This window comes from Stenotrophomonas sp. YJH_SMC_6, from assembly GCF_059371335.1.
The window spans coordinates 50,730-77,301 of record NZ_JCAFUM010000020.1 but is presented as its reverse complement, the minus strand read 5'-3'; the positions used below and the strand labels follow the sequence as shown (position 1 = coordinate 77,301).

General features: G+C 66.3%; 23 protein-coding genes. 16 read left to right on the top strand and 7 right to left on the bottom strand.

Features of this window, described 5'->3' with window-relative positions; translation table 11 throughout:
- Positions 1–96: 96 nt before the first annotated feature.
- Complete coding sequence (locus AC5P9N_RS20520) at positions 97–1,014, top strand: hypothetical protein (RefSeq protein ID WP_005413923.1); 918 nt, start codon at positions 97–99, stop codon at positions 1,012–1,014.
- A 45-nt stretch (positions 1,015–1,059) separates the two neighbouring features.
- Here the strand turns inward: AC5P9N_RS20520 and AC5P9N_RS20515 are convergent, their stop codons facing one another.
- A complete protein-coding gene (locus tag AC5P9N_RS20515) occupies positions 1,060–2,208 on the bottom strand; it encodes an acyl-CoA dehydrogenase family protein (protein WP_033833586.1) in 1,149 nt (382 codons plus the stop codon).
- A gap of 153 nt (positions 2,209–2,361) precedes the next feature.
- Here AC5P9N_RS20515 and AC5P9N_RS20510 point away from each other — a divergent pair, with 153 nt between their 5' ends.
- The 4 genes from AC5P9N_RS20510 to AC5P9N_RS20495 all read left to right on the top strand — a co-directional run bounded on the left by AC5P9N_RS20510 (position 2,362) and on the right by AC5P9N_RS20495 (position 8,412).
- Positions 2,362–3,291, top strand: coding sequence for an ArsR/SmtB family transcription factor (locus AC5P9N_RS20510; protein ID WP_005410251.1), 930 nt, complete (start codon positions 2,362–2,364; stop codon positions 3,289–3,291).
- Between the two features lie 13 nt (positions 3,292–3,304).
- On the top strand, positions 3,305–4,396 hold the full coding sequence (locus tag AC5P9N_RS20505; protein WP_033835833.1) for a homocysteine S-methyltransferase family protein: 1,092 nt from the start codon (positions 3,305–3,307) through the stop codon (positions 4,394–4,396).
- Between the two features lie 57 nt (positions 4,397–4,453).
- Positions 4,454–7,138 carry a methionine synthase gene (gene metH, locus AC5P9N_RS20500; protein ID WP_164212691.1) on the top strand — a complete coding sequence of 895 codons (2,685 nt, stop codon included), beginning with the start codon at positions 4,454–4,456 and terminating at the stop codon, positions 7,136–7,138.
- Positions 7,139–7,224: 86 nt separating this feature from the next.
- Positions 7,225–8,412, top strand: a complete 1,188-nt coding sequence (locus tag AC5P9N_RS20495; protein ID WP_033833946.1) for an MFS transporter — start codon at positions 7,225–7,227, stop codon at positions 8,410–8,412.
- A 48-nt stretch (positions 8,413–8,460) separates the two neighbouring features.
- Here AC5P9N_RS20495 and AC5P9N_RS20490 read toward each other — a convergent pair whose 3' ends face one another.
- The 5 genes from AC5P9N_RS20490 to AC5P9N_RS20470 all read right to left on the bottom strand — a co-directional run bounded on the left by AC5P9N_RS20490 (position 8,461) and on the right by AC5P9N_RS20470 (position 12,421).
- A complete protein-coding gene (locus AC5P9N_RS20490; RefSeq protein WP_033833947.1) occupies positions 8,461–9,141 on the bottom strand; it encodes a DUF2058 domain-containing protein in 681 nt (226 codons plus the stop codon).
- Positions 9,142–9,151: 10 nt separating this feature from the next.
- Complete coding sequence (locus tag AC5P9N_RS20485) at positions 9,152–9,394, bottom strand: SlyX family protein (protein WP_005410256.1); 243 nt, start codon at positions 9,392–9,394, stop codon at positions 9,152–9,154.
- Complete coding sequence (locus tag AC5P9N_RS20480; protein WP_005410257.1) at positions 9,387–10,736, bottom strand: UDP-glucose dehydrogenase family protein; 1,350 nt, start codon at positions 10,734–10,736, stop codon at positions 9,387–9,389. The genes AC5P9N_RS20485 and AC5P9N_RS20480 overlap by 8 nt, the downstream gene beginning before the upstream one ends.
- A 23-nt stretch (positions 10,737–10,759) precedes the next feature.
- Positions 10,760–11,737, bottom strand: a complete 978-nt coding sequence (locus tag AC5P9N_RS20475; RefSeq protein WP_005413927.1) for an FKBP-type peptidyl-prolyl cis-trans isomerase — start codon at positions 11,735–11,737, stop codon at positions 10,760–10,762.
- A 96-nt stretch (positions 11,738–11,833) separates the two neighbouring features.
- Positions 11,834–12,421, bottom strand: coding sequence for a glutathione peroxidase (locus tag AC5P9N_RS20470; protein ID WP_005410259.1), 588 nt, complete (start codon positions 12,419–12,421; stop codon positions 11,834–11,836).
- Between the two features lie 365 nt (positions 12,422–12,786).
- On the opposite strand from AC5P9N_RS20470, the gene AC5P9N_RS20465 reads away from it, so the two are divergent.
- From AC5P9N_RS20465 to AC5P9N_RS20435, 7 genes are all read left to right on the top strand, one after another.
- Positions 12,787–13,023 (top strand): hypothetical protein, encoded by a 237-nt coding sequence (locus AC5P9N_RS20465; protein WP_043034711.1) that lies wholly within the window; start codon positions 12,787–12,789, stop codon positions 13,021–13,023.
- Positions 13,024–13,025: 2 nt separating this feature from the next.
- Positions 13,026–13,385 (top strand): GntR family transcriptional regulator, encoded by a 360-nt coding sequence (locus tag AC5P9N_RS20460; RefSeq protein ID WP_005410261.1) that lies wholly within the window; start codon positions 13,026–13,028, stop codon positions 13,383–13,385.
- The gene (locus tag AC5P9N_RS20455; protein WP_005410262.1) at positions 13,385–14,260 is read left to right on the top strand and encodes an ABC transporter ATP-binding protein; all 876 of its coding nucleotides are present in this window, start codon (positions 13,385–13,387) and stop codon (positions 14,258–14,260) included. The genes AC5P9N_RS20460 and AC5P9N_RS20455 overlap by 1 nt, the downstream gene beginning before the upstream one ends.
- Positions 14,257–15,285, top strand: a complete 1,029-nt coding sequence (locus AC5P9N_RS20450) for an ABC-2 transporter permease (RefSeq protein WP_005410263.1) — start codon at positions 14,257–14,259, stop codon at positions 15,283–15,285. Before AC5P9N_RS20455 ends, AC5P9N_RS20450 begins: the two co-directional genes overlap by 4 nt.
- A 25-nt stretch (positions 15,286–15,310) precedes the next feature.
- Complete coding sequence (locus tag AC5P9N_RS20445) at positions 15,311–16,198, top strand: DUF4097 family beta strand repeat-containing protein (protein WP_033833949.1); 888 nt, start codon at positions 15,311–15,313, stop codon at positions 16,196–16,198.
- Positions 16,199–16,228: 30 nt separating this feature from the next.
- Positions 16,229–16,840 (top strand): YggN family protein, encoded by a 612-nt coding sequence (locus AC5P9N_RS20440; protein WP_005413931.1) that lies wholly within the window; start codon positions 16,229–16,231, stop codon positions 16,838–16,840.
- A 100-nt stretch (positions 16,841–16,940) separates the two neighbouring features.
- Positions 16,941–17,366, top strand: coding sequence for a hypothetical protein (locus AC5P9N_RS20435; protein WP_033833950.1), 426 nt, complete (start codon positions 16,941–16,943; stop codon positions 17,364–17,366).
- Between the two features lie 103 nt (positions 17,367–17,469).
- Here AC5P9N_RS20435 and AC5P9N_RS20430 read toward each other — a convergent pair whose 3' ends face one another.
- Complete coding sequence (locus AC5P9N_RS20430; protein WP_099484862.1) at positions 17,470–18,897, bottom strand: class II fumarate hydratase; 1,428 nt, start codon at positions 18,895–18,897, stop codon at positions 17,470–17,472.
- A 293-nt stretch (positions 18,898–19,190) separates the two neighbouring features.
- Between AC5P9N_RS20430 and purB the strand changes: the two genes are divergently transcribed.
- The 4 genes from purB (at position 19,191) to AC5P9N_RS20410 (ending at position 26,548) form a co-directional block, all read left to right on the top strand.
- The gene (gene purB, locus AC5P9N_RS20425) at positions 19,191–20,558 is read left to right on the top strand and encodes an adenylosuccinate lyase (RefSeq protein ID WP_024958488.1); all 1,368 of its coding nucleotides are present in this window, start codon (positions 19,191–19,193) and stop codon (positions 20,556–20,558) included.
- Positions 20,559–21,209: 651 nt separating this feature from the next.
- Positions 21,210–22,625 carry a ribosomal protein uL16 3-hydroxylase gene (locus AC5P9N_RS20420; RefSeq protein WP_012480783.1) on the top strand — a complete coding sequence of 472 codons (1,416 nt, stop codon included), beginning with the start codon at positions 21,210–21,212 and terminating at the stop codon, positions 22,623–22,625.
- Between the two features lie 8 nt (positions 22,626–22,633).
- On the top strand, positions 22,634–23,530 hold the full coding sequence (locus AC5P9N_RS20415; RefSeq protein WP_043034712.1) for a GNAT family N-acetyltransferase: 897 nt from the start codon (positions 22,634–22,636) through the stop codon (positions 23,528–23,530).
- A gap of 186 nt (positions 23,531–23,716) precedes the next feature.
- Positions 23,717–26,548, top strand: coding sequence for a 2-oxoglutarate dehydrogenase E1 component (locus AC5P9N_RS20410; protein ID WP_005413939.1), 2,832 nt, complete (start codon positions 23,717–23,719; stop codon positions 26,546–26,548).
- The last annotated feature ends 24 nt before the right edge of the window (positions 26,549–26,572 follow it).

The following is a 26,572-nucleotide window of genomic DNA, read 5'->3' as shown; positions in this document are numbered from 1 at the left end:
TTGGATTCCTGGGCGCGCAGAAGTGCGGCACGCCCGGATCGTTGCTATCCAGATGCCTCCACGGCAATCGATCCGATGCCGCCCAGGAGACAGTTCATGGAAAGAGCACCACTACGACGCTTCAGCCGCCCCGCCCTTCTGCTTGGCGCGCTCTTCGCGGCCAGCAGCGTCCAGGACGCACATGCGGCAGGTGTCCTCGTCTGCGACAACTGTCGCGATCCACGCGCACTGGCGCTTTACTCGGGCACGGGGCCCACCATCGTCGTCGACTTCCAGCAGCGCCGGCTCCATGGCTTCGATGTGGAATACGATCGCGAGCTGCGTCGGTATCGCGCCACCAGGGCGCAGATCCCCGAGCCAATCAACGCATCCTTCAATCGGATCATGGGGATGCTCGACAACAACGTGCCAACCGTACAGTTCGCGCCGCGGCAGTGGGCCGGAAGAGGAGTCCAGTACGAGGTTCATCCTGATGACCCGCAATACGCCAACGGCATAGGCTTCCCGGAAGAGCACAAGAACCTCAACGCCTACGATGTCGTGCAGATGGCAACCGAGCGATTCAGGCTGGAGAGCGCCATGGGCAAGGCATTCACAGGCGCCACGACATCGTCGAGGGCCTGGAACAGCATGGCGACATTCCTGTCCTCGATCGGCCTGAGCTTCGTCAGCAAGGCCCTCGGAATCGACGGTGCAATCTACAGGATCACCTGGCGCGATGGCTCGAAGACTACGCTGGCCATCGTCTCTTCGTCAGTGGACACCGCCAGATACGTGCAAGGCCAGAGCAAGGACGCCAATGGCAACATGATTCCCGACGGCGCGGCAACCAGCCCCGGCCTGGCCCAACACTTCGCCGGCACCTACAACTTCAACAGCCGGGACGATCTGGATCGATGGATCGACTCCGGTCGCCTCTATGGGGTGAACATGTTCCCCGGTGCTCCACCTGAGTCGCTGCAGATCGTCTGTGAATGGAACGGAACGGATATCGTTTGCCGATTGCCACGTTGATCGCACAAAGGAAACGGGGCGGCAATCGCCGCCCCGTCGCGTCCATCAGCGCAACCCGGTCTCGTTGCGCGCGATCACCAGGCGCTGGATCTCCGAGGTGCCCTCGTAGATCTCGGTGATCTTGGCATCACGGAAGTAACGCTCCAGCGGCATCTCCTTCGAGTACCCCATGCCGCCGTGGATCTGCACCGCCTGGTGGGTGATCCACATCGCTGCTTCCGAAGCGGTCAGTTTGGCCACCGCTGCTTCGGTGCTGAAACGCTTGCCCTGGCTCTTCACCCACGCGGCACGCAGGGTCAGCAGCAGCGCTGCGTCCAGCTTGCACTTCATGTCGGCGATCTTGGCCTGGGTCATCTGGAAGGTGCCGATGGCCGCGCCGAACGCCTTGCGCTCCTTCACGTACTCCAGGGTCGCCTCATAGGCGGCGCGGGCGATGCCGATGGCCTGCGAGGCGATGCCGATGCGGCCGGCATCGAGCACGCTCATGGCGATCTTGAAGCCCTCGCCTTCCTGGCCCAGCACGTCTTCGGCCTGCGCCACGTAATCGTTGAACTCGATCTCGCAGGTGGCCGAAGCGCGGATGCCCAGCTTCGGCTCGGTCTTGCCGCGACCGAAGCCCGCCTTGTCGGTATCGATGAGGAAGGCGGTGATGCCACGCGCGCCCTTGTCCGGCTCGCTCATCGCGAACAGCACGATGTACCTGGCCACCGGGCCGGAGGTGATCCAGCTCTTCTTGCCGTTGATGACGAAGGTGCCGTCGGCCTGCTTCACCGCGCGGCAGCGCATGGCGGTGGCATCGGAGCCGGACTGCGGCTCGGTCAGCGCGAACGCGCCGATGGCCTCGCCCTCGGCGATCGCACGCACGTAGGTCTGCTTCTGCTGCTCGGTACCGTGGGTGAGGATGCCGTTGCAGAACAGCGAGTTGTTGACCGACATGATGGTCGAATGGGCTGCGTCGGCGGCGGCGACCTCCACCATCGCCAGCACGTACGCAACCGGGTCCATGCCCGCGCCACCGTATTCGGTCGGCACTTCGATGCCCATCAGGCCGTTCTCGCCCAGCAGGCGGATGTTGTCGAGCGGGAACTCGCCGGTACGGTCATGGTGCTCCGCGCTCGGGGCGATCTTCTCCTGCGCGATGCGCCGCGCAACGTCCTGCAGCATCAACTGCTCTTCGGTAAAGCTGAAATCCACAACACCCTCCCGGGTACATGAAGTTATGGGCTACATACGGCGCGCCCAGGTGCCCCGATTGTACCGGGGCCCGGCTGTTTCCGTACGCTGGCGACTTGACCGCGACGGGCCCTTTCAGCGAATATATCTCTATATCGCGATAGGTGGATATTTATGGATCTTGAAGACTGGTCGACCCGCCTGAAGGTGTTCGCCGATGCGACCCGCGTGCGCCTGCTGGCGCTGCTGGAGCAGGAGGAACTGACCGTGGCCGAACTGTCGGCGATCACCCGGCTGGCACAGCCACGCGTGTCCACCCACCTGGCGCGCCTGAAGGAAGCCGGCCTGGTCCGCGACCGCCGTGCGGGCGTATCGGCCTATTACCGCTTCGACGAGGCCCAGCTGGACCCCGCGCAGCGTGCATTGTGGCATGCCTTGAGCAACGGAAGCGATGACCCGCTGCTGCGCCAGGACGCTGAACGCGTCGCTGCCGTGCTGGCCCACCGCGCCTCCGACCAGAACTGGGCCGACAGCGTGGCCGGCGACATGGAACGCCACTACTCCCCGGGGCGCACCTGGGAAGCCCTCGCCCGCACCGCGCTGCCGCTGCTGGAGACCGGCGACGTGCTGGACATCGCCTCTGGTGACGGCGTGCTGGCCGAACTGGTGGCCCCGCATGCCAAGCGCTACATCTGCATCGACACCAGCGCGCGCGTGGTCGCCGCCGCCAGCGAGCGCCTGCGCCGTCTGCCCAACGTGGAAGTGCGCGAGGGCGACATGCATGCGCTGCCCTTCAAGGACAACAGTTTCGATCTGGTAGTGCTGATGCACGCGCTGACCTACGCCAGCAAGCCGGCGCAGGCGGTGACCGAAGGCGCGCGCGTGCTGCGCCCGGGCGGGCGCCTGCTGCTGTGCAGCCTGGCCCGCCATGAACACAAGGCCGCGGTGGAGGCCTACGGCCACGTCAACCTCGGCTTCAGCGACAAGGAGCTGCGCAGGTTCGTCGACAAGGCCGGCCTGCAGGTATCCAGCCTGGAGACGGTCACCCGCGAGAAGCGTCCGCCGCACTTCGAAGTGATTTCGCTGATCGCCCACAAACCCTGAGCCCGAGAACGCCATGCCTGCCCTGCCCTGGTTGCATCCTGAGCGTGCCAACGCCCTGCTCGACGCCCTGCGCGAGCGGATCCTGATCATCGACGGTGCGATGGGCACGATGATCCAGCGCCACGGCCTGCAGGAAGACGATTACCGTGGCGAACGCTTCGCCGGCGGTTACGATCACAGCCATGGCCCCGGCTGCGACCACGGCACGCCGGAGGGCCATGACCTGAAGGGCAACAACGATCTGCTGCTGCTGACCCGGCCGCAGATCGTCGCAGACATCCACACCGCCTACCTGGAAGCGGGCGCGGACCTGGTCGAAACCAACACCTTCAATGCAACCTCGGTCAGCCAGGCCGACTACCACCTCGAACACCTGGTGTACGAGTTGAACAAGGCCGGCGCTGCGGTCGCGCGCACCTGTTGTGACGCCGTGGCCGCAACCACCCCGGGGAAGCCGCGCTTCGTGATCGGGGTGGTCGGCCCGACCAGCCGCACCGCCTCGATCAGCCCGGACGTGAACGATCCGGGCTTCCGCAACACCAGCTTCGACGAACTGCGCGACACCTACCGCGAAGCCATCGAGGGCCTGATCGACGGCGGCGCCGACACCATCATGGTCGAGACCATCTTCGACACGCTCAACGCCAAGGCCGCGCTGTATGCGCTGGAGGAAGCGTTCGATGCGCGCGGCGCGCGGTTGCCGGTGATGATCTCCGGCACTATCACCGACGCTTCCGGTCGCACCCTGTCCGGGCAGACTGCGGAAGCCTTCCATGCCTCGCTGGCGCATGCACGGCCGCTGTCGATCGGGCTGAACTGCGCGCTGGGCGCCGATGCGATGCGACCGCACGTGGAAACCCTTGCGCAGGTCGCCGACTGCTACGTCAGCGCACACCCCAATGCCGGCCTGCCCAATGCCTTCGGCGAGTATGACGAGACGCCGGAGGACATGGCCAGCACCCTGCGAGGCTTCGCCGAAGATGGCCTGCTGAACCTGGTCGGCGGCTGCTGCGGCTCCACGCCCGACCATATCCGCGCCATTGCCGCGGCTGTGGCCGGGCTGCCGCCGCGCGCACTGCCCGGCACCCGGGAGCAGGCCGCATGAATGTCGCCGCCACCGTTCCGCACTTCCCGCCCTATTGCTGCTGAGCCGACGCCTGCCATGACGCCTGTCCGCCCTACCCGCCTGTCCGGCCTGGAACCCCTGGTCATCACCCCGGACCTGCTGTTCATCAACGTCGGCGAACGCACCAACGTGACCGGCAGCGCGCAGTTCCGCAAGCTGATCAAGGAAGGCCGCTACGAAGAAGCGGTGGACGTGGCCCGCCAGCAGGTGGCAAGCGGCGCGCAGATCCTCGACGTCAACATGGACGAGGGCCTGATCGATTCGGAAGCGGCGATGACCCGCTACCTCAACCTGATCATGTCCGAGCCGGACATCGCCCGCATCCCGGTGATGGTCGACTCCTCCAAGTGGAGCGTGATCGAGGCCGGCCTGAAGTGCCTGCAGGGCAAGAGCGTGGTCAACTCGATCTCGCTGAAGGAAGGCGAGGCGCTTTTCCGCGAACTCGCGCGCAAGGTCCTGCGCTATGGCGCCGCCGCGGTGGTCATGGCCTTCGATGAAAGCGGGCAGGCCGATACGTGTGCGCGCAAGGTCGAGATCTGTACCCGCGCCTACCGCATCCTGGTCGACGAGATCGGCTTCCCGCCGCAGGACATCATCTTCGACCCGAACATCTTCGCCGTCGCCACTGGCATCGAAGAACATGACAACTATGCGGTGGACTTCATCGAAGCCACCCGCATCATCAAGCAGACGCTGCCGCACTGCCACGTCTCCGGTGGTGTCTCCAACGTCTCGTTCTCGTTCCGCGGCAACGAAACGGTGCGCCAGGCCATCCATTCGGTGTTCCTGTACCACGCCATCGCCGCCGGCATGGACATGGGCATCGTCAATGCCGGTGCCATGCCGATCTACGATGAGCTGGAGCCGGAGCTGCGTGAGCGCGTGGAGGATGTGATCCTCAACCGCCGCAGCGATGCCACCGAACGCCTGCTGGAGATCGCCGAGCGCTACAAGGGCAGGAAGGGTGCGGCGAAGACCGAAGACCTGGCCTGGCGCGACAAGCCGGTGGCGCAGCGCCTGGCGCATGCACTGGTGCACGGCCTGGATGCCTTCGTTGAGGAAGACACCGAACTGGCCCGACAGGCCTCCAGCCGCCCGCTGGACGTGATCGAGGGCCCGCTGATGGACGGCATGAACATCGTCGGTGACCTGTTCGGCGCCGGCAAGATGTTCCTGCCGCAGGTGGTGAAATCCGCGCGTGTGATGAAGAAGGCCGTGGCCTACCTCCTGCCGTACATCGAGGCGGAGAAGGCGCGCAGCGGCGACACTGCCAAGAGCAACGGCAAGATCATCATGGCCACGGTGAAGGGCGATGTGCATGACATCGGCAAGAACATCGTCGGCGTGGTCCTGGCCTGCAACAACTTCGAGGTGGTCGACCTTGGCGTGATGGTGCCGGCGCAGAAGATCCTCGATGCCGCGCGCGAGCACAACGCCGACCTGATCGGCCTGTCCGGTCTGATCACTCCCTCGCTGGAGGAGATGAGCCACGTCGCCCGCGAGATGGAGCGCCAGGGTTTCAATCTGCCGCTGCTGATCGGCGGCGCCACCACCTCGCGCGCGCACACCGCGTTGAAGATCGACCCGCACTACAAAGCGCCTACGGTGTGGGTGAAGGACGCCTCGCGCGCGGTCGGCGTGGCCCAGTCGCTGATCTCGCGCGACCTGCGCGAAGCCTTCGTTGCCGCCAACGAGGCCGACTATGCCGAGATCCGGGCACGGCACCGCAATCGTGGCGATGCCAAGCGCCTGGTGCCGCTGGAACATGCACGCGGGCAGAAGTTCCAGGGCGACTGGGGGAACTACACGCCGCCCGCGCCGAAGCAGCCAGGCCTGCACGTCTTCGATGACTATCCGCTGGCCGAGCTGGTCGAGTACATCGACTGGACGCCGTTCTTCCAGGCCTGGGAGCTTGCCGGCAAGTTCCCGGCGATCCTCACCGACGAGATCGTCGGCAGCCAGGCCAGCGAGCTGTACCGCGATGCCCGCGCGATGCTCGACCGCATCGTCGGCGAGAAGTGGCTGACCGCCAAGGCCGTGTTCGGCCTGTGGCCGGCCAACAGCGTCGGCGACGACGTGCGCGTGCAGCACCCACAGGGCGAGACCACCCTGCACTTCCTGCGCCAGCAGGTGGACAAGCCGGCCGAGCGCCCGGATTTCTGCCTGGCCGATTTCATCGCGCCGACCGACAGCGGCAGGCAGGACTGGATCGGCGCGTTCGCGGTCACTGCCGGCATCGGCATCGATGCCCACGTGGCGCGCTTCGAAGCCGAGCATGACGACTACAACGCGATCCTGCTGAAGGCCCTGGCCGACCGCTTCGCCGAAGCCCTGGCCGAGCGCCTGCATCAGCGTGTACGCACGGAATTCTGGGGTTATGACCAGGCCGAGACGCTGGACAACGACGCCCTGATCGATGAGCAGTACCGTGGCATCCGCCCCGCTCCCGGCTATCCGGCGTGCCCCGAGCACAGCGAGAAGCGGCGCCTGTTCGATCTGCTGCGGGCCGAGGCCAACGCCGGCATGGAACTGACCGAGAGCTTTGCGATGCTTCCGACCGCCGCGGTATCGGGCTACTACTTCAGCCATCCGCAAAGCCAGTACTTCGTGGTCGGGCGCCTCAGCCGCGAGCAGGTCACCGACTACGCCCGGCGCAAGGGCGTGGAGCGCGCCCAGGCCGAGCGCTGGCTGGCCTCCAACCTCGACTACGATCCCGAATGACCCGAAAAGGGGACGGAGGGGATTAAGTCGTTTGTGCCTCAAACGACTTAATCCCCTCCGTCCCCTTTTTGCTTCATCATTCCGCGATGACCGTTCCCGTTGCCCGTCTTTCCAGCTTCTACCTGTTCTATTACGCGGCGCTGGGCGCGTTCACTCCGTACTGGAGCCTGTTCCTCACTGCACGCGGGATGAGCGTGACCGCCATCAGCGTGATGATGGGGCTGTGGTATGCCACACGCGTGGTTGCACCCAGTGCCTGGACCTCGCTGGCAGCCACCTCACCGCGGCCGATCCGACTGTTGCGCATCGGCTGCGTACTGACCCTGATCAGCTTCGCCGCATTCCTGCTGCCTCTGCCGCAGCCATGGATGTATCCGGCGATGATCGTGTTCTGCTTCTTCTACAACGCGGTGATGCCGCAGTTCGAGTCGATCACCCTCACCCATCTCGGCAGCGACAGCCATCGCTACGGCCTGATCCGGGTCTGGGGTTCGCTTGGGTTCATCGCCATCGTCACCCTGTTCGGCTGGCTGATCGAAGGTGACGGCACCGCCGGCCGCGCCGGGCTGCTGCCCTGGATGATGCTGCCGCTGTTCGTCCTGCTGGTCGCCTCGGCCTTCAGCAACCACTACGCACGCGACATCGGCAGGACCGGCGGCGATGCCAGCGGCTTCTGGCAGATCGTGCGCCGCCCGCCGGTGCTGGCGTTCTTCCTGGCCGCTTTCATGGAGCAGCTCTCGTTCGGCCCGTACTACACCTTCTTCTCGGTCTACATGGACCACCACGGCTATCGCACATCCACGCTCGGCCTGCTCTGGACCATCGGCGTGGTGTTCGAAGTGGGCGTGTTCTTCACCATCGGCCGCTTCTTCCGCCGCTATGACGCCAGCTGGATGCTGCTGATCGCGCTGGTCAGTTCCTGCCTGCGCTGGGCGGTGACCGCACTGTTCCCGGAAAACCTGCCGGTGATGCTGCTGGCGCAGACCGCGCACGCGCTGGGCTTTGCCGCGTTCTTCGCCGCGGCGATGCAGATGCTGGCGATCTACTTCCCCGGACGCCTCAATGGCCATGGCCAGGGCCTGCTGTACGGTTTCTCGTCCGGTGTCGGCGGCGTGCTGGGCGCGCTCATCGCCGGCCAACTGTGGAAGATCGACGAGGGACGCACGGCCTTCCTCGCCGGTAGCGGATTCGCTCTGGTCGGCGCACTGCTGTGCTTCTTCGCGCTGAGCCTGCCGTTGATCCGTGCACGCCGCAGCACTGCGCGCGTCCGGTAACGAAAACGCCGGGCAATGCCCGGCGTTTTCATCGTGCAGCAGGTGCAGTTACCAGACCAGGTCGTCCGGTACCTGGTACTGCGGGTCTGCGTAGGGATCTTCCTCGGCCGGCGCGTTCGGGTCGACCTTCAGTGCCACCGATGCGGCAAACACCGCTTCGGACTGTGCCAGCACTTCGGCGGTCACCAGCAGGTAACGGCCATTGAGCTGGACCACGCCCAGCTCACCGGCATTGAGCGCGGTCAGCTGTTCGGCGGTCACGTAGATGCGCTTGATCTTGCCGCCATACGGGAAGTGGCGAGCGATATCAGCCGCCTCGGAGTTCAGGCCCTTGTCCTTCAGCAGTTCTTCCAGCTTGGCCTTCGCCTCGCGGCGCACGCGTGCTTCTTCCTGCTTCAGGCGCTCGGTCTCGATGCGCTCTTCCTTCTCACGCTGCGCACGGATGGCATAGGCCTTGGCCAGATCCATCTCTTCGGCGCTGCGCGGCTTGCGCGGGCCCTGCTGGCCCGGGCCACGCGACTGGCCGGGCCTGCCCGGGCCACCGTGGCCATGCCCGCGACGCTCGCCGGGCTTGTGCTCGCCCTTGCCAGCGCCCTGCGGCTTTCCATTGCCGTTGCCACCCTTGCCCTGCGGGCGGCCATCACGGCGGGGGCCATCATTCTTGCGCTCGGGCTTGGGCGCGGGCCTGAAGCCCAGGCCCATCAGCTGGTCGCGGAGGGTATCGCTCATAGGATTCGGATCAGTAGTGCGGCGGCGGTGGTTCGCTCGCCGGATCGGAAGAATTCAGTGCGTTGCGGACCTTGCCCAGGTCCTCCAGCAGCACACGCAGCACGTCGGCGTTGCGCATGCCCTGCATGCGGGCATCGGCCAGCGCATCGCTCAATTCGGCAAGCGCCTGTTCCTGGAAGGACACGCGCATTTCCAGTTCGACCAGGCGCGCTTCCAGCGCCTGCTCGCGTTCGGTCGGCAGCAGGTCAGACATGCAGCGAACGCCCCCGGCCAATGCCGTAGTACGCCAGGCCGGCAGCTTCCACTTCGGCAGGATCGTACAGATTGCGCCCATCGAACACCGCCGCGTCCTTCAGCTGCTCGCGCAGCTTCTGGAAGTCGGGGCTGCGGAACTGCTTCCACTCGGTGACCACCACCAGCGCGTCGGCCCCTTCGAGGGCCTCATCAGCACTGCTGCAGAACACCAGGTCATCGCGCTCGCCGAAGATGCGCTGCGATTCATGCATCGCTTCCGGGTCGTAGGCACGCACCGTGGCACCGCCCTCCCACAGCTGCGCCAGCAGGCGACGGCTGGAGGCTTCACGCATGTCGTCGGTGTTCGGCTTGAAGGCCAGGCCCCACACGGCAAAGGTCCTGCCGCGCACGCCTTCGTCCTCGCCCTTGTCGTAATGACGCTGGATGAGGGCGAACAGGTGGCCCTTCTGCGCATCGTTGACCGCTTCCACCGCGTTCAGCAGCTTCGGCTCAAGACCATGCTGCTGGGCGGTGCGGGCCAGCGCCTGCACGTCCTTGGGGAAGCAGGAGCCACCGTAGCCGGCGCCCGGGTAGATGAAGTGCCAGCCGATGCGCGGGTCCGAGCCGATGCCCTGGCGGACCTGCTCGACGTCGGCACCGACGCGCTCGGCGATGTTCGCGATTTCGTTCATGAACGAAATCTTGGTCGCCAGCATCGCGTTCGCCGCGTACTTGGTCAGCTCGGCCGAGCGCACGTCCATTTCCACCACTCGGTCGTGGTTGCGGTTGAACGGCGCATACAGACGACGCATCACCGCGACCGACTCCTCGCTGGTCGCACCAATGATGATGCGGTCCGGGCGCATGCAGTCGGCGACCGCGTCGCCTTCCTTCAGGAATTCCGGGTTGGACACCACGTCAAAGGTGATATCCGCGCCACGCGCGGCAAGTTCTTCAGCAATGGCCGCACGCACCTTGTCGGCGGTGCCCACCGGCACCGTCGACTTGTTGACCACCACGGTCGGCACGCTCATGTGCCGGCCAATGGTACGGGCCACGGCCAGTACGTACTGCAGGTCAGCGCTGCCATCCTCGTCCGGCGGGGTACCGACGGCGATGAACACCACCTGGCCATGCGCGATCGCGGACGCGGCATCGGTGGTGAATGCCAGCCGCGACGCGGCGTGGTTGGCCTTCACCATCGGCTCCAGGCCGGGCTCATAGATCGGGATGATGCCCTGGTTGAGGCCATCCACCTTGGCCTGGTCGATATCGACGCAGACCACCTGATGACCGACATCGGCCAGGCAGGTACCGGTCACCAGACCTACATAACCGGTACCGAAAATCGCAACGCGCATGTCCGTGCAGGCTCCGTGGTGGCTTACGGCAGGACGCCCAGCAGCTCGACGTCGAACGTCAGAGTCGCGTTCGGGCCGATCGGGCCACCCGGCGTGCCGTTCTCGCCATAAGCCAGATTGCCCGGGATCCAGAAGCGGTACTTCGAACCGACCGGCATCAGCGCAACGCCCTCGGTCCAGCCCTTGATCACCTGGTCCAGGCCGAACTCGGCCGGCTGACGACCATAGGAGCTGTCGAACACGGTGCCGTTGAGCAGCTTGCCTTCATAGTTCACGCGCACCTTGCTGCTCGGCAGCGGGCGCTCGCCGCTACCCGGGCGGATGACCTGGTACTGCAGGCCCGAGGCCGTCGTCACGACGCCCGGCTGGGTCTTGTTCTTGGCCAGGAAGGCATTGCCTTCTTCGCGGTTGGTCTGCGCAGCAGCGGCAGCCTTGGCCTGCATTTCAGCCTGCTTGCTGCCCATGAAGGCCTGGATGGTGGCGGTCGCGTCAGCTTCCGTCATCTTCGGCTGGCCCTTGGTCAGGCCGGTGCTGATCGCGTCAAACAGCGAGGCAACATCGATGTCGTCCTTCAGCTGCGCCAGCGACGGGCCCACAGAGTAGGAACCGATCATCTGCGACACCTTGACGCGGTCGACCTTCGGCGGCTGCGAACCCGGCGCCATGCCCGGCACCTGCTGGCCGCTGCGGGCCATCACGACCTGGCGCAGGGCCGCGTCGGTGGCCTTGGCCTGTTCCTGGGTGATCTGCGGCTGCAGGCCTTCGAACGAACGCTCCACGGCGGTGCGCAGCGCGGCCACGTCGATCTCATCGGCGATCGGGGTGAACGACTTGGCCACGTCCAGGCCGATGGCGTAGCCGAGCTTCTGCTTGGGGGAATTCAAGGTTGCGGTCTCCTTGGCGGCTGCGGGGGCAGCCGATTGTTGCGACAGAGCGACACCTGAAGTGCCCATCGCCAGAATCAGAACCGACGCCGCGGCGCCGCGCATTCCCATCTTCATTCGCTGCATTCCTGGAAGTGTCTGGGCGCCGACGTCGGCGCGAAAAGAAGCATTGTCGCACGCATGCCGTCGATGTCGAGGCATCCGTGCCGGATATCAATGTGCGGCCGCTGCGGCCAGCGCCTTGTCGATGGCCGCAGTCAGCTGCGGATCATCCGGCGTCACCTTGCTGGCGAACTGGGCGATGACCTTGCCATCGCGGCCGACCAGGTACTTGTGGAAATTCCAGCCCGGTGCCACGCCGGTGGCCGCGGTCAACCGTTGATAGAGCGGCGTCGCCTCCGCACCGACCACGTGCACCTTCTCGAACATCGGGAACTTGACCCCGTAGGTGAGCGTGCAGAAATCCTGGATCTGCTTCTCGTCACCGGGCTCCTGGCCCTTGAAATCGTTGGACGGGAAGCCGAGCACGGCAAAGCCGCGGCCGGCATAGCGCTTCTGCAGCGCCTCCAGGCCTTCGTACTGAGGGGTATAGCCGCACTTGCTTGCGGTATTGACCACCAGCAGCACCTGCCCGTGGTAGCGCTGCTGCAGGTTGACCTGCTGCTTGCTGGCCAGCGGGCGGTAGTCGAGGTCGAGAAGATCGGCCGCCAGCACCTGGGTGGAACCGGCCAGGCCGGCTACCAGCAGGGTCAGCAGGGACAGGCCGCGCAGGCGGCGCGGCATAACGGTCGGCAAGGGCATCGAGAGCAGTCCGCGGTGGCCATTCACAGGGCCGGCCGGTAGCGGCCGGAGTCGGCCGAACTATAGCACCGGGCCCCCTTCCCCCTTGTTGCAAGGGGCGCCTGTGGCTTTGCGCGGCGTGGCGCTTTCCTGCACGACCCGCCAGCAACGGCGCAGTAATGACATAGCATGGACAACACTGAATGGAAGGCGGGCCTGGGTCGGCCCGCGCCAGAACCTGATTTCCCTTCCGAATCAATCAGATAAACGGATATTTCAGCGATTTGACCACCCCTGCCATCAGTTGGGGACGGCAAGGGGTTGCACGTAGGCGTGCCGGTGTTATAGTTGCATACAACACCAGTCACCTGAGACAGGGGGAAGCCATGAACGCCCGGATCCGTCGCAACCTCACCGCACCCGCGGCCGCTGCTGTTTCGACCCTGATCGTGCTGGCCTGGCTGGCCACGCCCACCGCCCCCGCCTCGCCCGACAGTGCGCAGGATGCAATCGCTACACCGGCCGGGAACGCCGATTCCCCCCCCCCTCCCCCGCGTCGGCTGCACAGCTCCCTGTCCATGCCGTATTTCTCGTTCGCCCAGCCGCTGACCCCACGGAGCTGAATATGAGCGACATCCAGTGGAGCGACGGCGCTCCCATCTACCGTCAGTTGAAGGAGCGCGTGATCGCCATGATGCTCGACGGAATCCTCAAGCCGGGCGATGCCCTGCCTTCGGTGCGCCAGGTGGCCGCCGATTACCAACTGAACCCCATCACCGTTTCGCGCGCTTACCAGGAACTGGCCGACGAAGGCCTGGTCGAAAAGCGCCGCGGGCTGGGCATGTTCATGACCGAGCAGGCCGCCACGCAGCTGCGCAGCAGCGAGCGCGAGCGCTTCCTCAATGAAGAATGGCCGGCCGTGCTGGAGCGCATCCAGCGCCTGGGCCTGAGCCTCGACGAATTGCTGCCCCAGGGGAAAGTCTGATGAATAGCACCGCAAGCGAACCGGTCATCACCGCCCGCGGCCTGCGCAAGGCCTACAAGTCCACCGTTGCCCTCGACAGTGCCAGCTTCAGCATTCCGAGCGGGCGCATCGTCGGCCTGATCGGTCCCAATGGCGCCGGCAAGACCACCGCGCTGAAGGCCATTCTTGGCCTCACCTCGGTGGAAGGTGAGTTGAGCGTGCTCGGGCGCGACCCGCGGCTGCACCGCGACGAACTGATGAACGACATCTGCTTCATCGCCGACGTCGCCGTGCTGCCGCGCTGGCTGAAGGTGCGCGAAGCCATCGATTTCGTCGCCGGCGTGCATCCGCGCTTCGACCGCGCCCGCTGCGAGCGCTTCCTGGCCAACACCAAGCTGCAGCCGAAGCAGCGCGTGCGCGAGCTGTCCAAGGGCATGATCGTGCAGCTGCACCTGGCGCTGGTGATGGCCATCGATGCCCGCATCCTGGTACTGGACGAGCCCACCCTGGGCCTGGACATCCTGTACCGCAAGGAGTTCTACCAGCGCCTGCTGGAAGACTACTTCGACGAGCAGAAAACCATCATCGTCACCACCCACCAGGTGGAAGAGATCGAGCACATCCTCAGCGACGTCATGTTCATCCGTGATGGCCGAATCGTGCTCGATGCGGAAATGGACGAGGTCGGCCAGCGTTACACGGAACTGCTGGTCAACGCCGACCAGCTGGAGACCGCGCGCGCCCTGAAGCCGATCGACGAACGCAGCCTGGCGTTCGGCAAGACCGTGATGCTGTTCGACGGCGTACCGCGCGCCCAGCTTTCCACCCTTGGCGAGACCCGCAGCCCGGGCCTGGCCGACCTGTTCGTCGCCGTCATGAAGGGGACCTACGCATGAATGCCGTCAACCATCCCGTCAGCCCCCTCGGCACGCTGCGCTGGCTGCTCAAGCGCGAGTACTGGGAAAACCGCGGCGGTTTCCTGTATGCCCCGCTGATCGCCGGCCTGATATCGCTGGTGATGAGCACCGTTGGCATCGCCTTCGGCCTGTTCGCGCTGAACCGCGCGGCGCGCAACGGTGCGCTGCATGTCGATGGCGAGAGCGTGAACGTCAATGGCCTGGACCTGGCGCTGCTCACCCGCAACATCGACGGCAAGGACCTTGCCGACCTCGGTAACGGCCTTGACCTGACCCTGGTGCTCAGCTCGGCATGGCCGTTCCTGGTGCTGGCCTTCGTGGTGTTCTTCTATTGCCTCGGCGCCCTGTACGACGACCGCCGCGACCGCAGCATCCTGTTCTGGAAGTCGTTGCCGCTGTCGGATACCCAGACCGTGCTGTCCAAGGTCATCAGCGCACTGGTCGTGGCACCGCTGATCGCGGTGATTGCCGGCATCATCACCATGTTCGGCTTCATGCTGATCATCAGCATCGTCGCGCTGATGCACGGTGGCAGCCCGATGGCGCTGATCTGGGGGCCCGCCAGCCCGTTGACCCTGGCCGCTGGCCACCTGAGCTGGATTCCGGTCTACGCGCTTTGGGCCCTGCCCACTGCAGGGTGGCTGCTGCTGTGCTCGGCCTGGGCCAAGAGCAAGCCGTTCCTGTGGGCGGTGATGCTGCCACTGTTTGCCGGCGTCATCGTCAGCACCACCAAGATCATGCCGCTGTTCGGCCTGACCACCGGCTGGTTCTGGCAGAACATCGTCGGCCGCCTGCTGCTGGGCGGCGTGCCCGGCATGGACCTGCTGTACCGCCTCGGCGCAGGTGAAGGTTCGCGCCGCGACCTGGATTCGGTGGTCAGCCTGATGTCCCCCGCCTCGCAGCTGAAGTCGCTGGCGATGCCGGAGCTGTGGATCGGTGCGGCCGTCGGGGCACTGTTCATCTTCCTCGCCATCCGCCTGCGCAAGCGCGCCGGCGAGATCTGATTCCATCCACCCGGAGGCACCACCCATGCGTTCCCTGCTCGCCTGTTCTGCGTTGTTGCTGTTGCCGTTGTCGGCGCTGGCCGCCGATGCTCCGAACTGCAAGTTCACTGCCGCCCGCGCGCTGAAGCTGGACGTGGCCGGTGCCAGGACGGTGGTGTTCGAGGTCAACCAGCATGACCTGAAGGTGGTCGCCAGCGCTGGCGGCGGCCAGCTGGACGGCCGCGCCTGCGCGTCCAGCCAGGAATGGCTGGACCAGCTGGTACTGGACCAGCGCAAGGTGGGCGACAAGCTGGTGGTGAGCCTGCGCCGCGACGGCCGCCAAAGCGGCATCAGCCTGGGCAACAGCTACGCCTGGCTGGATATCCGTGGCAGCGTGCCGGACAACCTGCCGCTGCAGTTCAAGGTCGGCTCGGGTGACGCCAGCGTGGAGAACGCACAGTCGCTCAGCGTGGACGTCGGCTCCGGTGACGCGGTGGCCCGCGGTACCCGTGGCAGCATCCACGCTGCAGTGGGTTCCGGCGACCTCACCATCGATGGCGGCAGTTCGCTGAATCTGCTGTCGCTGGGTTCGGGCGACGTCAATGTCCGCAACATCGGCGGCGATGCCATCACCGGCACTGTCGGTTCGGGTGACCTGAAGATCACCGATGTGCGTGGCAACGCACGCCTGGATACGGTCGGCTCCGGCGACATCGAGTTCAAGCGCGTGCAGGGCAGCGTCGAAGTCGGCGTGGTCGGCTCCGGTGGCATCGATCTGGCCGATATCGGCGGCAACGTGCATGTGCGCAGCCACGGCTCGGGCGACATCCAGGTGGACGGCGTACGCGGCAGCCTGACCGTCGATCACAGCGGCAGCGGCGATATCGAACACCGCAACGTCAGCGGCCGGGTCACCCTGCCGCGCAGCAAGTAATCCTCTTCCACACACGTCCAGGGGAACATCATGAACCTGTTGCGCCTGCTGCCCGCTACCCTGCTGTGCCTGCCGCTGATCGCCTGTGGTGGCACGTCCTCCGCCCCCGACAAGAGCGTCGGCAAGAGCGTCGCCGAAGCCACCAGCGGCGTTGGCCAGACCGTCAAGGAAGCCATGGACGATGCCCGCAAGGACATCGCCCAGGGCAACATCAAGATCTCGGCCGACAAGCAGCCGCGTGCGGAGATCACGCCGGATGGCCGCCTGCTGATCGCCGGCAAGGAGGTCGCCGCCAACGACGTCCAGCGCCGCCACCTGCAGGAGTACCGCGGTCACGTGGTCGCCGTTGCGATGGCGGGCATGGATGTCGGGCTGGCCGGCGCCAAACTCGGCGCCAACGCCGCCGGTGAAGCGCTGAAGGGCATCTTCAGCGGCGACAGCGAAGGGGTGGAGAAGCGCATCAACGCCGAAGCCGCCAAGATCGAGGCCCAGGCCAAGCGCATCTGCGATCGCCTGCCGGCGATGCTGGCCAGCCAGCAGGCACTGGCGCGCGAGCTGCCGGCATTCAAGCCCTACGCGACGATGGACCAGAGCGACGTGGACGACTGCGGCAAGGACAACTCGGTCACGTTCTCCAACTGAGACAAATCGACGCACCCGACCGGCTGCGGCCTTCCGTTGCCGGTCGGGCACTGTCGGCGGGCTTACAATGGGCCCCCCGGATGCCCCCGAACCGAACGCCATGAAGAAGTTGTTCCTGCTGCTGGCCGCCCTGCTCTGCCTGGGCCTGGTCGGCTGCGACAAGGATTACCGCAATCACCGCGCCGAGCGCGGCAAGCCCAAGATTTCCGTCAGCGAAGGCATGGTGACCGTGCGCCGCCCGCCGGCACCGAACATCATCATCCTCGGCGACGGCACGATGAAGGTGGACGAGATTCAGATTCCACTGGACGACGGGCAGAAGCAGATGCTGCAGACGATGTTCGGCAAGCTGCAGGTGCTGCGCCAGAACACGCTGGTGGCCGCACCGGCCGATCCGAACATGCAGCCGGTGAAGATCCAGCCGCCGGAGGGCATGGAGGTGATCCCGGCCGACCTGATCCAGCGCATCCCCGAGTTCAAGGATTACACCGACACCTTCGGCAACATCGTCGCCGACCGTCGCTGACGAAAAACGCCGCCCGAGGGCGGCGTTCTTCGTTTCCGTAGAGTCGAACCATGCCCGACTCCGGAACAACCGTCGAGCGTGGCTCGACTCTGCAACCGGCAGATCACCCCCCGGCGCCACCACCGCCAGCCTGGATGCCACCAGCAGTCAGCGCAGTCGGGTCCAGCAGGCGACGCAGCTCGGCCTCGTCAAGCCCGCTGTCTTCCAGCGCCACGTCCAGCACCGGGCGCTGTTCCTTGTAGGCACGCTTGGCAATCGCCGCTGCCTTCTCGTAGCCGATGATCGGGTTCAGCGCGGTGACCAGGATCGGGTTGCGCGCCAGCGCCTCGGCCACGCGGTCCTCGCGCACCTTCAGCCCGGCGATCGCGCTGTCGGCCAGCAGCCTGGACACATTGGCCAGCAGGCCGATGCCATCGAGCAGGTTCACCGCGATCAACGGCAGGGTGACGTTGAGCTGGAAGTTGCCGGTCTGCCCGGCCACGGTGATCGCGGTGTGGTGGCCGATCACCTGCGCGCAGGCCATCACCGTGGCTTCCGGAATGACCGGGTTGACCTTGCCTGGCATGATCGAGCTGCCCGGCTGCAGTGCCGGCAGTTCGATCTCGCCCAGCCCGGCCAGCGGACCGGCGTTCATCCAGCGCAGGTCATTGGCGATCTTGATCAGCGCCACGGCCAGCGCATTGAGCTGGCCCGACAGTTCCACTGCATCATCCTGCGCGGCCAGACCTTCGAACTTGTTCTCGGCGCTGTCGAACTTGAAACCGGTCTGCTGCTTCAGCGCGTTGGCCACCTGTGCACCGAAGCGTGGGTCGGCATTGATGCCGGTCCCGATGGCGGTGCCGCCCAGCGGCAGGCGGCGCACGCGCTTGAGGCTGTCTTCGATGCGCTCCTGCGCCGAGGCCAGCTGCGCCGACCACGCACCGAATTCCTGCTCGAAGGTGAGCGGCATCGCGTCCATCAGGTGGGTACGGCCGGTCTTGACCACCTTGCGCAGGCTGCGGCCCTTCTTGTCCAGGGTCTTGCGCAGGTGCACCAGCGCCGGCAGCAGCTGCTCGTGCGTCGCCAGCACCGCCGACACCCGCAGCGCAGTCGGAATCACGTCATTGGAGCTCTGCCCCTGGTTGACGTGGTCATTGGGATGCACGGTGGTCTTGCCCGCCTTGCCGGCACGGTTGGCCAGGGTGGCGATGACCTCATTGGCATTCATGTTCGACGACGTGCCCGAACCCGTCTGGTAGACGTCGATCGGGAACTGCGCGTCCCAGTTGCCGGCGGCCACTTCGGCAGCAGCGGTCTGGATGGCCTTGGCCACATTCTTCGGCAGGTGGCCCAGCTCGGCGTTGACGCCGGCGGCTGCGCCCTTGACCAGGCCCAGGGCGCGGATGAAACCGCGCGGCATGCGCTGGCCCGACACCGGGAAATTCTGCACGGCGCGCTGGGTCTGCGCGCCCCACAGGGCATCGGCAGGCACCTGCAGCTCGCCCATGCTGTCGTGTTCGATTCTGAAACCCTTGCTTGCAGCTTTGCTCATTGCATCAACTCCGCACTACTTCAGTTGGGGAAAGGGAAGCGGCGGCTGGCAGGGTGTCGCTTCCCGGGCTGGCGGCTGCGGCCACAATACTCCCTTGCCCGCAGCATGGGATGACGAGGGCGGGCCAGATCGTTCCACCTGCACGGCCGTTCTGCGCGCGCAAGGGTAGTGCCGGCCGCTGGCCGGCAATCCATGGAATCGAGGGCCGGGCGTGGTTGCCGGCCCGCGGCCGGCACTAGCTGACCGGCACGTCGTAGAATATGGCCCCCGCCGCTCGTCCCAGCCCTGCCGACATGTCCGATTCCGCCCTGCTCGCCCTGTCCCCGCTCGATGGCCGCTACGCCGGCAAGGTCGACGCCCTGCGCCCGATCTTCTCCGAATACGGCCTGATCAAGGCCCGCATCGTGGTCGAGGTGGAATGGCTGCTGGCGCTGGCCGCCGAACCGGGCATCGTCGAACTGGCGCCGTTCTCCGACGCCGCCGTCGCCCGCCTGCGCGGGTTGGCCGCCCGCTTCAGCCCGGCCCAGGCCGCGCGCGTGAAGGAGATCGAGCGCACCACCAACCATGACGTCAAGGCGGTGGAGTACTTCATCAAGGAACAGCTGAAGGACGACGCCGAGCTGGCTCCGGCGCTGGAATTCGTGCATTTCGCCTGCACCAGCGAAGACATCAACAACCTCAGCTACGGCCTGATGCTGGAACAGGCCCGCCGCGAGGTGCTGCTGCCGACCCTGGACGGCATCGCCACCACGCTGCGCAACCTCGCCCACGCCCAGGCCGGCCAGCCGATGCTGTCGCGCACCCATGGCCAGACCGCCTCGCCGACCACGCTGGGCAAGGAGCTGGCCAACGTGGTCGCCCGCCTGGAGCGCCAGCGCCGGCAGATCGCCGCGGTCGAGCTGACCGGCAAGATCAACGGCGCGGTCGGCAACTACAACGCCCACGTGGCCAGCTACCCGGACGTGGACTGGCCGGCCTTCGCCGAGCGCTTCGTGACCGGCCTGGGCCTGGTGTTCAACCCGTACACCACGCAGATCGAGCCGCACGACAATGTTGCCGAGATCGGCGATGCCGCGCGCCGCGCCAACATCATCCTGATCGACCTGGCCCGCGACATCTGGGGCTACATCTCGCTGGGCTACTTCAAGCAGCGCCTGAAGGAAGGCGAAGTCGGCTCGTCGACGATGCCGCACAAGGTCAATCCGATCGATTTCGAGAATGCGGAAGGCAACTTCGGTATCGCCAACGCGCTGTTCGAGCACTTCAGCGCGAAGCTGCCGATCAGCCGCTGGCAGCGTGACCTGACCGATTCCACCGTGCTGCGCGCACTGGGCACCGCGTTCGGCCACAGCCAGGTGGCGCTGGATTCGCTGGCCAAGGGCCTGGGCAAGCTGGAGGTGAACCCACAGCGCCTGGACGCCGATCTGGACGCGGCCTGGGAAGTGCTGGCCGAGGCCGTGCAGACGGTGATGCGCCGCCACGGCCTGCCGAACCCGTATGAGCAGCTGAAGGCGCTGACCCGTGGCCAGGGCATCACCGCCGAGTCGATGCGTGCGTTCGTGCAGGGGCTGGAGCTGCCGGCGGATGCGAAGCAGCGCCTGCTGGAGATGACCCCCGGCAGCTACACGGGTCTGGCCGAGGCCCTGGCGAAGAAGATCTAAGGGGTTTCCTTTGCGGCGGCGGCCGCGGGCGCTGCCTGCGGCAGGCAACGGCAACATCAACGTCAAGAGCGGCTCTGGGTTATTGCCTCGCTTGGCGGGGCGGGTTGGGTTCGCGGGGGACGCCGTGAACCCATCCCTGGGGGCTTGGCCGCGGCATCCATGCCGCGGACACCCCCGCGAACCCAACCCGCCCCACCTCTGACAGATTCCCGGTGACGGATCGAAGAGCATTGGGTTGTCGGGACGGAATTTGAAAGAGGGACGCGGCTTCGCCGCGTCCCTCTTTTGTTTTGGCACGAGCAAGCGCAGCGCGCGACCCGCTGTTGCTTTTGCTTTTCTTCTTCCATTCCGTGGCGGGCCGCGCAGGAAACTGCCAGGGGCCGGGCGGGTGGGCTGCGCGGGGGTGTCCGCCGCATGGATGCGGCGGCCAAGCTTACAGGGACGTACTTGCAGCGTCCCCCGCGCAGCCCACCCGCCCGGCCAAGCGCGGCTTTTGCTTGTGAACCCACCCCGCCACGAGGGGCTCCGCCGTTGGCCGGACACCCCGCGACAATCCCGCGCACGTGCGCAATCCCCACGAACGGCGGACAATGGAGATCTCAGGCGGCCCGCTGCGCCGCCCCTCCCGCTTTCCGCTGCAAGGATTCCCCCATGGCCGCCCGCAAGTCCTCCGCCCCCCTCATCGAAGTCACCGCCCGCCCCGGCCAGCCGCTGGGCATGGCGCCGGCCACCTTCCTGCGCGACTTCTGGCAGAAGCGCCCGCTGCTGATCCGCAACGCCTTCCCCGACTTCCAGACCCCGGTGCAGCCGGAAGACCTGGCCGGGCTGGCCTGCGAAGAAGGCGTGCTGGCGCGCCTGATCGAGCACGACAAGACCCAGGACGGCTGGCGCGTGCGTACCGGCCCGTTCCAGGAAGACGTGTTCCCCGCCCTGCCCGACCATGACTGGACCCTGCTGGTACAGGACGTGGACAAGTGGGACCCGGACGTGCGCGCCCTGATCGAGCACTTCAGCTTCCTGCCGCGCTGGCGCATGGATGACGTGATGATCAGCTTCGCCGCCACCGGCGGCTCGGTCGGCGCCCACGTCGACCAGTACGACGTATTCCTGCTGCAGGCCCACGGCCACCGCCGCTGGCAGATCGATGCCAGCGAATCGATCAAGGGCAGGCAGCCGCCGCTGGGCTTCCGCCCGGACGTGGAACTGAAGCTGCTGAAGGTGTTCAAGCCGACCCACGACTGGGTGCTGGCGCCGGGCGACATGCTGTACCTGCCGCCGAACGTGCCGCACCACGGCGTCGCTGAAGACCCCTGCCTGACCTTCTCCTTCGGCATGCGTGCGCCGTCCTCGGCCGAGCTGATCAGCGACTACCTGGACACCCTGATCGCCGACGCCGACGAGAACATCCGCTACCAGGATGCCGACCTGAAGGTGCCGGCCGACCCGAACGAGATCGACACGGTGGCGATGGCGCGGGTGATCACCGCGCTCAACGCCATCCGCATGAACGATCCGGACAAGCTGGGTGACTGGTTCGGCCGTTTCATCACCACCTACCGCGCGGCCGGCGAAGTGATGGCTCACCAGGCCGCACCGGCAGCGGAGGAAGTGGTCCAGGCCCTGGCCTCGGGCCTGCTGCTGCAGCGTCATCCGTGGGCACGCCTGGCCTGGCGCCGGGCCAAGCGCGGCGCCAGCCTGTACGTCAGTGGCCAGGACTTCGCGCTGCCGGTGAAGGACGCGCAGCGCCTGGCCGGCGCCGAGCAGCTCGATGCCGCCGCCTATCGCGGCCTGTCCGACAAGGGCCGCGCGGTGGTCCAGCAGCTGTTGGTCGGTGGCGTGTTCCAGCTGATCGATCCGAACGAGGTGTATGACGCTGAAGATGAGGATGACGGCGAAGACGCCGTGGTGCTCGGCGAAGTGGTCGAAGGCCGTGACCGTGTCGACGCGATCGACGCCGAGGCGGTGTCCGACGATGTCCACACCGTGACCGTGCACGACGACGGCATCGAGGTCATCGTCAACTTCGAGGATCACGACGAAGACGACAGCGACGACGGTCGCGCCTGAGCCCTGCCATGGTCCGGGTCCAGCAGGTCAGCCACGCCGACGCCCACGTTGCCATCCACGACGTGCGCCAACGCGTGTTCGTGCAGGAACAGGGCACCGCCGCCGAACTGGAACGCGATGCGCTGGACCCGCTCAGCGCCCATGTGCTGGCGCTGGACAGTGACAACCAGCCGGTCGGCACCGGTCGGCTGGCCCCGGACGGCCGCATCGGCCGCATGGCGGTGTTGGCCAGCCATCGCAGCCACGGGGTCGGTGAGGCCCTGCTGGAGGCACTGGTCGATGCCGGGCGCAGGCTCGGCCTGGCCGAGCTGCACCTGCACGCCCAGCTGCCCGCCCGCGATTTCTATGCCCGCCAGGGCTTCCTGCCGGAAGGCGAGGTATTCGAGGAGGCCGGCATCGGCCACCAGCAGATGCGCCGCCGGTTGGGCGCGGCCAGTGCCATCGACAGCCGCGAGCAGGCGGTGGCCATCACCACGGCCATCGTCCACCGCGCCCGCCGCCAAGTGTGGCTGCACAGCCGTCAGCTGGACCCGGGACTGCTCGACGCGCCGCCGGTACAGGCCGCCCTGCGCCGCTTCGTCACCGCCCGCCACGACAAGCAGCTGCGGGTGATCGTGCACGACGCCGCCGCCATCGCGTCTGCCGGGGCGCCGCTGCTGGCCTTGGCTCAACGCCTGCCCAGTGTGATCCAGTTCCGCGAGGCCACCGATCCGGTCGACCGTGCGCTGGCCTCGGCCTGCCTGCTCAACGACGCCGGCGACTTCTACTTTCGTCTGATCGGTCATCGCCTCGACGGCGAGGCAGGCGTCGCACTGCCTGCACGTTCGCAGCCGTTCGAGCAGCAATTGCAGCGGGTCTGGGACCGTTCGCGCGATTGCAGCGAACTGCGTGCGCTCGGCATCTGAGCGGGTACCGCCCACTCAACCTGTCTGGAAGCGGCACCGGGGGACCCGGGATGCCCGTTTTGGTGCCCCTTCCTGTCCGGATGGGGGTACAATTTGGCTGTTTGAACGCGCCCGCGCAGGGCTATTCATCTTCCTGCCGGGTCCTTCTGAAGCCATACCCCACAAAGCGAATCAACACCCTCCATCGTGGACAATCAACTGAAGCAGTTTGCGCAATCTTCGCAGCTCGCCGGCGGCAACGCCTCCTATGTCGAGGACCTGTACGAGCAGTACCTGGTCTCCCCGGACAGTGTCGATCCCAAATGGAAGACCTACTTCGACGGCTTCAAGGGCCGCGAAGCAGGCGACATTCCGCACTCGGCCGTCATCTCCCACATTGCGGACGCGGCCAAGGAAGCGCTGAAGGCCGGCACCGGCAACGGTGCGGGCGACGAGCGTGAACGCAATGTCGGTCGTCTGATCACCGCCTACCGCTCGCGCGGCCACCTGGACGCCCGTCTCGATCCGCTGGGCCTGGCCGCGCCGGTCAACACCCCGGACTTGGGCCTGCCGTTCCACAGCCTGTCCGATGCCGACCTCAACAGCGAGTTCAGCACCGGCGGCGTCGGTGGCCAGCCGCGCATGAAGCTGCGCGACCTGCTGGCACGCCTGAAGGCGACCTACACCGGCTCGATCGGTGCGGAGTTCATGCACATCTCCGAGGTCGAGCAGCGCCAGTGGATCTACAAGAAGCTGGAAGCAGCCGGCGGCAACTACCAGCTGGACGCTGACACCCAGCGCCGCACCCTGGAGCGCCTGACCGCGGCCGAAGGCCTGGAGCGCTACCTGCACACCAAGTACGTCGGCCAGAAGCGCTTCTCGCTGGAAGGCGGCGACTCGCTGATCCCGATGATGGACACCATCATCCGCAACGCCGGCAAGGATGGCGTCAAGGACGTGGTGATCGGCATGGCCCACCGCGGCCGCCTGAACGTGCTGGTCAACACCCTCGGCAAGAACCCGCGCAAGCTGTTCGACGAGTTCGAAGGCAAGTTCGAGCACGACGAGCACGCTTCTGCCGGCGACGTGAAGTACCACATGGGCTTCTCGGCCGACGTGGCTACCGACGGCGGCCCGGTGCACCTGGCGCTGGCGTTCAACCCGTCGCACCTGGAAATCGCCGACCCGGTCGTGGCCGGTTCCGTGCGTTCGCGCCAGGAGCGCCGCAAGGACACCGCACGCAAGCAGGTCATGCCGATCCTGATCCACGGCGATGCGGCCTTCTCGGGCCAGGGCGTGGTCATGGAGCTGTTCCAGATGTCGCAGGCCCGCGGCTTCGCCGTCGGCGGCACCGTGCACATCGTGGTCAACAACCAGGTCGGCTTCACCACCTCCAACCCGCTGGACACGCGCTCCACGCGCTACGCCACCGACGTGGCGAAGATGATCGCCGCCCCGGTGCTGCACGTGAACGGCGATGATCCGGAAGCGGTGGTGTTCGCCGCGCAGCTGGCCTTCGAGTTCCGCCAGAAGTTCGCCAAGGACGTGGTCATCGACCTGATGTGCTACCGCCGTTGGGGCCACAACGAGGCCGACGAGCCGGCGATCACCCAGCCGCTGATGTACCAGGTGATCCGCAAGCACCCGACCACCCGCGAGATGTACGCCGAGCAGCTGGAAAAGGCAGGCGTGATCGCTGCCGGTGCCGGCAAGGCGATGGTCGATGCCTACCGCGAGAAGCTCGATGCCGGTGAGGTGACCACCGAGCTGGCCAAGGTCGAGAAGACCCCGCCGACCAGCCCGCTGTTCGTCGATTGGCCGAAGCTGCTGGAAGGCAAGCTGTCCGACCCGGTCTCGACCAAGGTCGAGAAGAACAAGCTGGTCGAACTGGCCAAGCTGATCAACACCATTCCCGAAGACGTGCAGCTGCACTCGCGCGTGGCCAAGGTCTATGACGACCGCCGCAAGATGGCCGCCGGCGAGATCCCGGGCGACTGGGGCTTTGCCGAGAACCTGGCCTACGCCACCCTGCTCGACGAAGGCCACGCACTGCGCCTGGTCGGCCAGGACGTCGGTCGCGGTACGTTCACCCACCGCCACGCGATCCTGCACGACCAGAAGACCGACAACTACTACATGCCGCTGCGGCAGCTGGTGGATTCGCCGGAGAAGGCCACCGTCATCGATTCGCTGCTGAGCGAAGAAGCGGTGATGGCCTACGAGTACGGCTTCTCCACCACCGATCCGAACACGCTGTGCATCTGGGAGGGCCAGTTCGGCGACTTCGCCAACGGCGCCCAGGTGGTGATCGACCAGTTCATCGCCGCCGGTGAAGCCAAGTGGGGCCGCATTTCCGGCCTGACCCTGCTGCTGCCGCATGGCTATGAAGGGCAAGGTCCGGAGCACAGCTCGGCGCGCCTGGAGCGCTTCCTGCAGCTGTGTGCACTGGAGAACATGCTGGTGGTGGTTCCGTCCACCCCGGCACAGGCCTTCCACATGCTGCGCCGCCAGCTGCACCTGACCACCCGCAAGCCGCTGGTGGTGATGTCGCCGAAGTCGCTGCTGCGCCACAAGCTGGCCGTGTCGACCCTGGACGAACTGGCCAACGGCGAGTTCCAGCACCTGATCGGCGACGCCAGTGCGGACGCCAAGAAGGTCAAGCGCGTGGTGCTGTGCTCGGGCAAGGTCTACTACGACCTGCTGGAAGACCAGACCAAGCGTGGCCAGGACGACGTGGCGATCATCCGCGTGGAGCAGCTGTATCCGTTCCCGCGTGCGCTGCTGGCTGCCGAGCTGAAGAAGTACGGCAAGGCCACCGACGTGGTGTGGACGCAGGAAGAACCGCAGAACCAGGGTGCGTGGTACCAGATCCGCCACCACCTGCAGTTCTGCCTGGCCGACGGCCAGAACCTGCACTACGCCGGTCGCGCACGTTCGGCGTCGCCGGCTGCCGGTCACATGGCTGACCACGTCCGCGAACAGCAGCAGCTGATCGCCGACGCGCTGGTCAACCCGTTCAACGACACGTTCGCTGAATAATCCTCCCCCTATTTAGAAGACAAA

Bases quoted from the DNA above. Each gene is read 5' to 3' on its own strand.
- AC5P9N_RS20520 (WP_005413923.1), top strand. From the start codon at position 97: ATGGAAAGAGCACCACTACGACGCTTCAGCCGCCCCGCCCTTCTGCTT.
- AC5P9N_RS20510 (WP_005410251.1), top strand. From the start codon at position 2,362: ATGGATCTTGAAGACTGGTCGACCCGCCTGAAGGTGTTCGCCGATGCG.
- AC5P9N_RS20505 (WP_033835833.1), top strand. From the start codon at position 3,305: ATGCCTGCCCTGCCCTGGTTGCATCCTGAGCGTGCCAACGCCCTGCTC.
- metH (WP_164212691.1), top strand. From the start codon at position 4,454: ATGACGCCTGTCCGCCCTACCCGCCTGTCCGGCCTGGAACCCCTGGTC.
- AC5P9N_RS20495 (WP_033833946.1), top strand. From the start codon at position 7,225: ATGACCGTTCCCGTTGCCCGTCTTTCCAGCTTCTACCTGTTCTATTAC.
- AC5P9N_RS20490 (WP_033833947.1), bottom strand. From the start codon at position 9,141: ATGAGCGATACCCTCCGCGACCAGCTGATGGGCCTGGGCTTCAGGCCC.
- AC5P9N_RS20485 (WP_005410256.1), bottom strand. From the start codon at position 9,394: ATGTCTGACCTGCTGCCGACCGAACGCGAGCAGGCGCTGGAAGCGCGC.
- AC5P9N_RS20480 (WP_005410257.1), bottom strand. From the start codon at position 10,736: ATGCGCGTTGCGATTTTCGGTACCGGTTATGTAGGTCTGGTGACCGGT.
- AC5P9N_RS20475 (WP_005413927.1), bottom strand. From the start codon at position 11,737: ATGAAGATGGGAATGCGCGGCGCCGCGGCGTCGGTTCTGATTCTGGCG.
- AC5P9N_RS20470 (WP_005410259.1), bottom strand. From the start codon at position 12,421: ATGCCCTTGCCGACCGTTATGCCGCGCCGCCTGCGCGGCCTGTCCCTG.
- AC5P9N_RS20465 (WP_043034711.1), top strand. From the start codon at position 12,787: ATGAACGCCCGGATCCGTCGCAACCTCACCGCACCCGCGGCCGCTGCT.
- AC5P9N_RS20460 (WP_005410261.1), top strand. From the start codon at position 13,026: ATGAGCGACATCCAGTGGAGCGACGGCGCTCCCATCTACCGTCAGTTG.
- AC5P9N_RS20455 (WP_005410262.1), top strand. From the start codon at position 13,385: ATGAATAGCACCGCAAGCGAACCGGTCATCACCGCCCGCGGCCTGCGC.
- AC5P9N_RS20450 (WP_005410263.1), top strand. From the start codon at position 14,257: ATGAATGCCGTCAACCATCCCGTCAGCCCCCTCGGCACGCTGCGCTGG.
- AC5P9N_RS20445 (WP_033833949.1), top strand. From the start codon at position 15,311: ATGCGTTCCCTGCTCGCCTGTTCTGCGTTGTTGCTGTTGCCGTTGTCG.
- AC5P9N_RS20440 (WP_005413931.1), top strand. From the start codon at position 16,229: ATGAACCTGTTGCGCCTGCTGCCCGCTACCCTGCTGTGCCTGCCGCTG.
- AC5P9N_RS20435 (WP_033833950.1), top strand. From the start codon at position 16,941: ATGAAGAAGTTGTTCCTGCTGCTGGCCGCCCTGCTCTGCCTGGGCCTG.
- AC5P9N_RS20430 (WP_099484862.1), bottom strand. From the start codon at position 18,897: ATGAGCAAAGCTGCAAGCAAGGGTTTCAGAATCGAACACGACAGCATG.
- purB (WP_024958488.1), top strand. From the start codon at position 19,191: ATGTCCGATTCCGCCCTGCTCGCCCTGTCCCCGCTCGATGGCCGCTAC.
- AC5P9N_RS20420 (WP_012480783.1), top strand. From the start codon at position 21,210: ATGGCCGCCCGCAAGTCCTCCGCCCCCCTCATCGAAGTCACCGCCCGC.
- AC5P9N_RS20415 (WP_043034712.1), top strand. From the start codon at position 22,634: ATGGTCCGGGTCCAGCAGGTCAGCCACGCCGACGCCCACGTTGCCATC.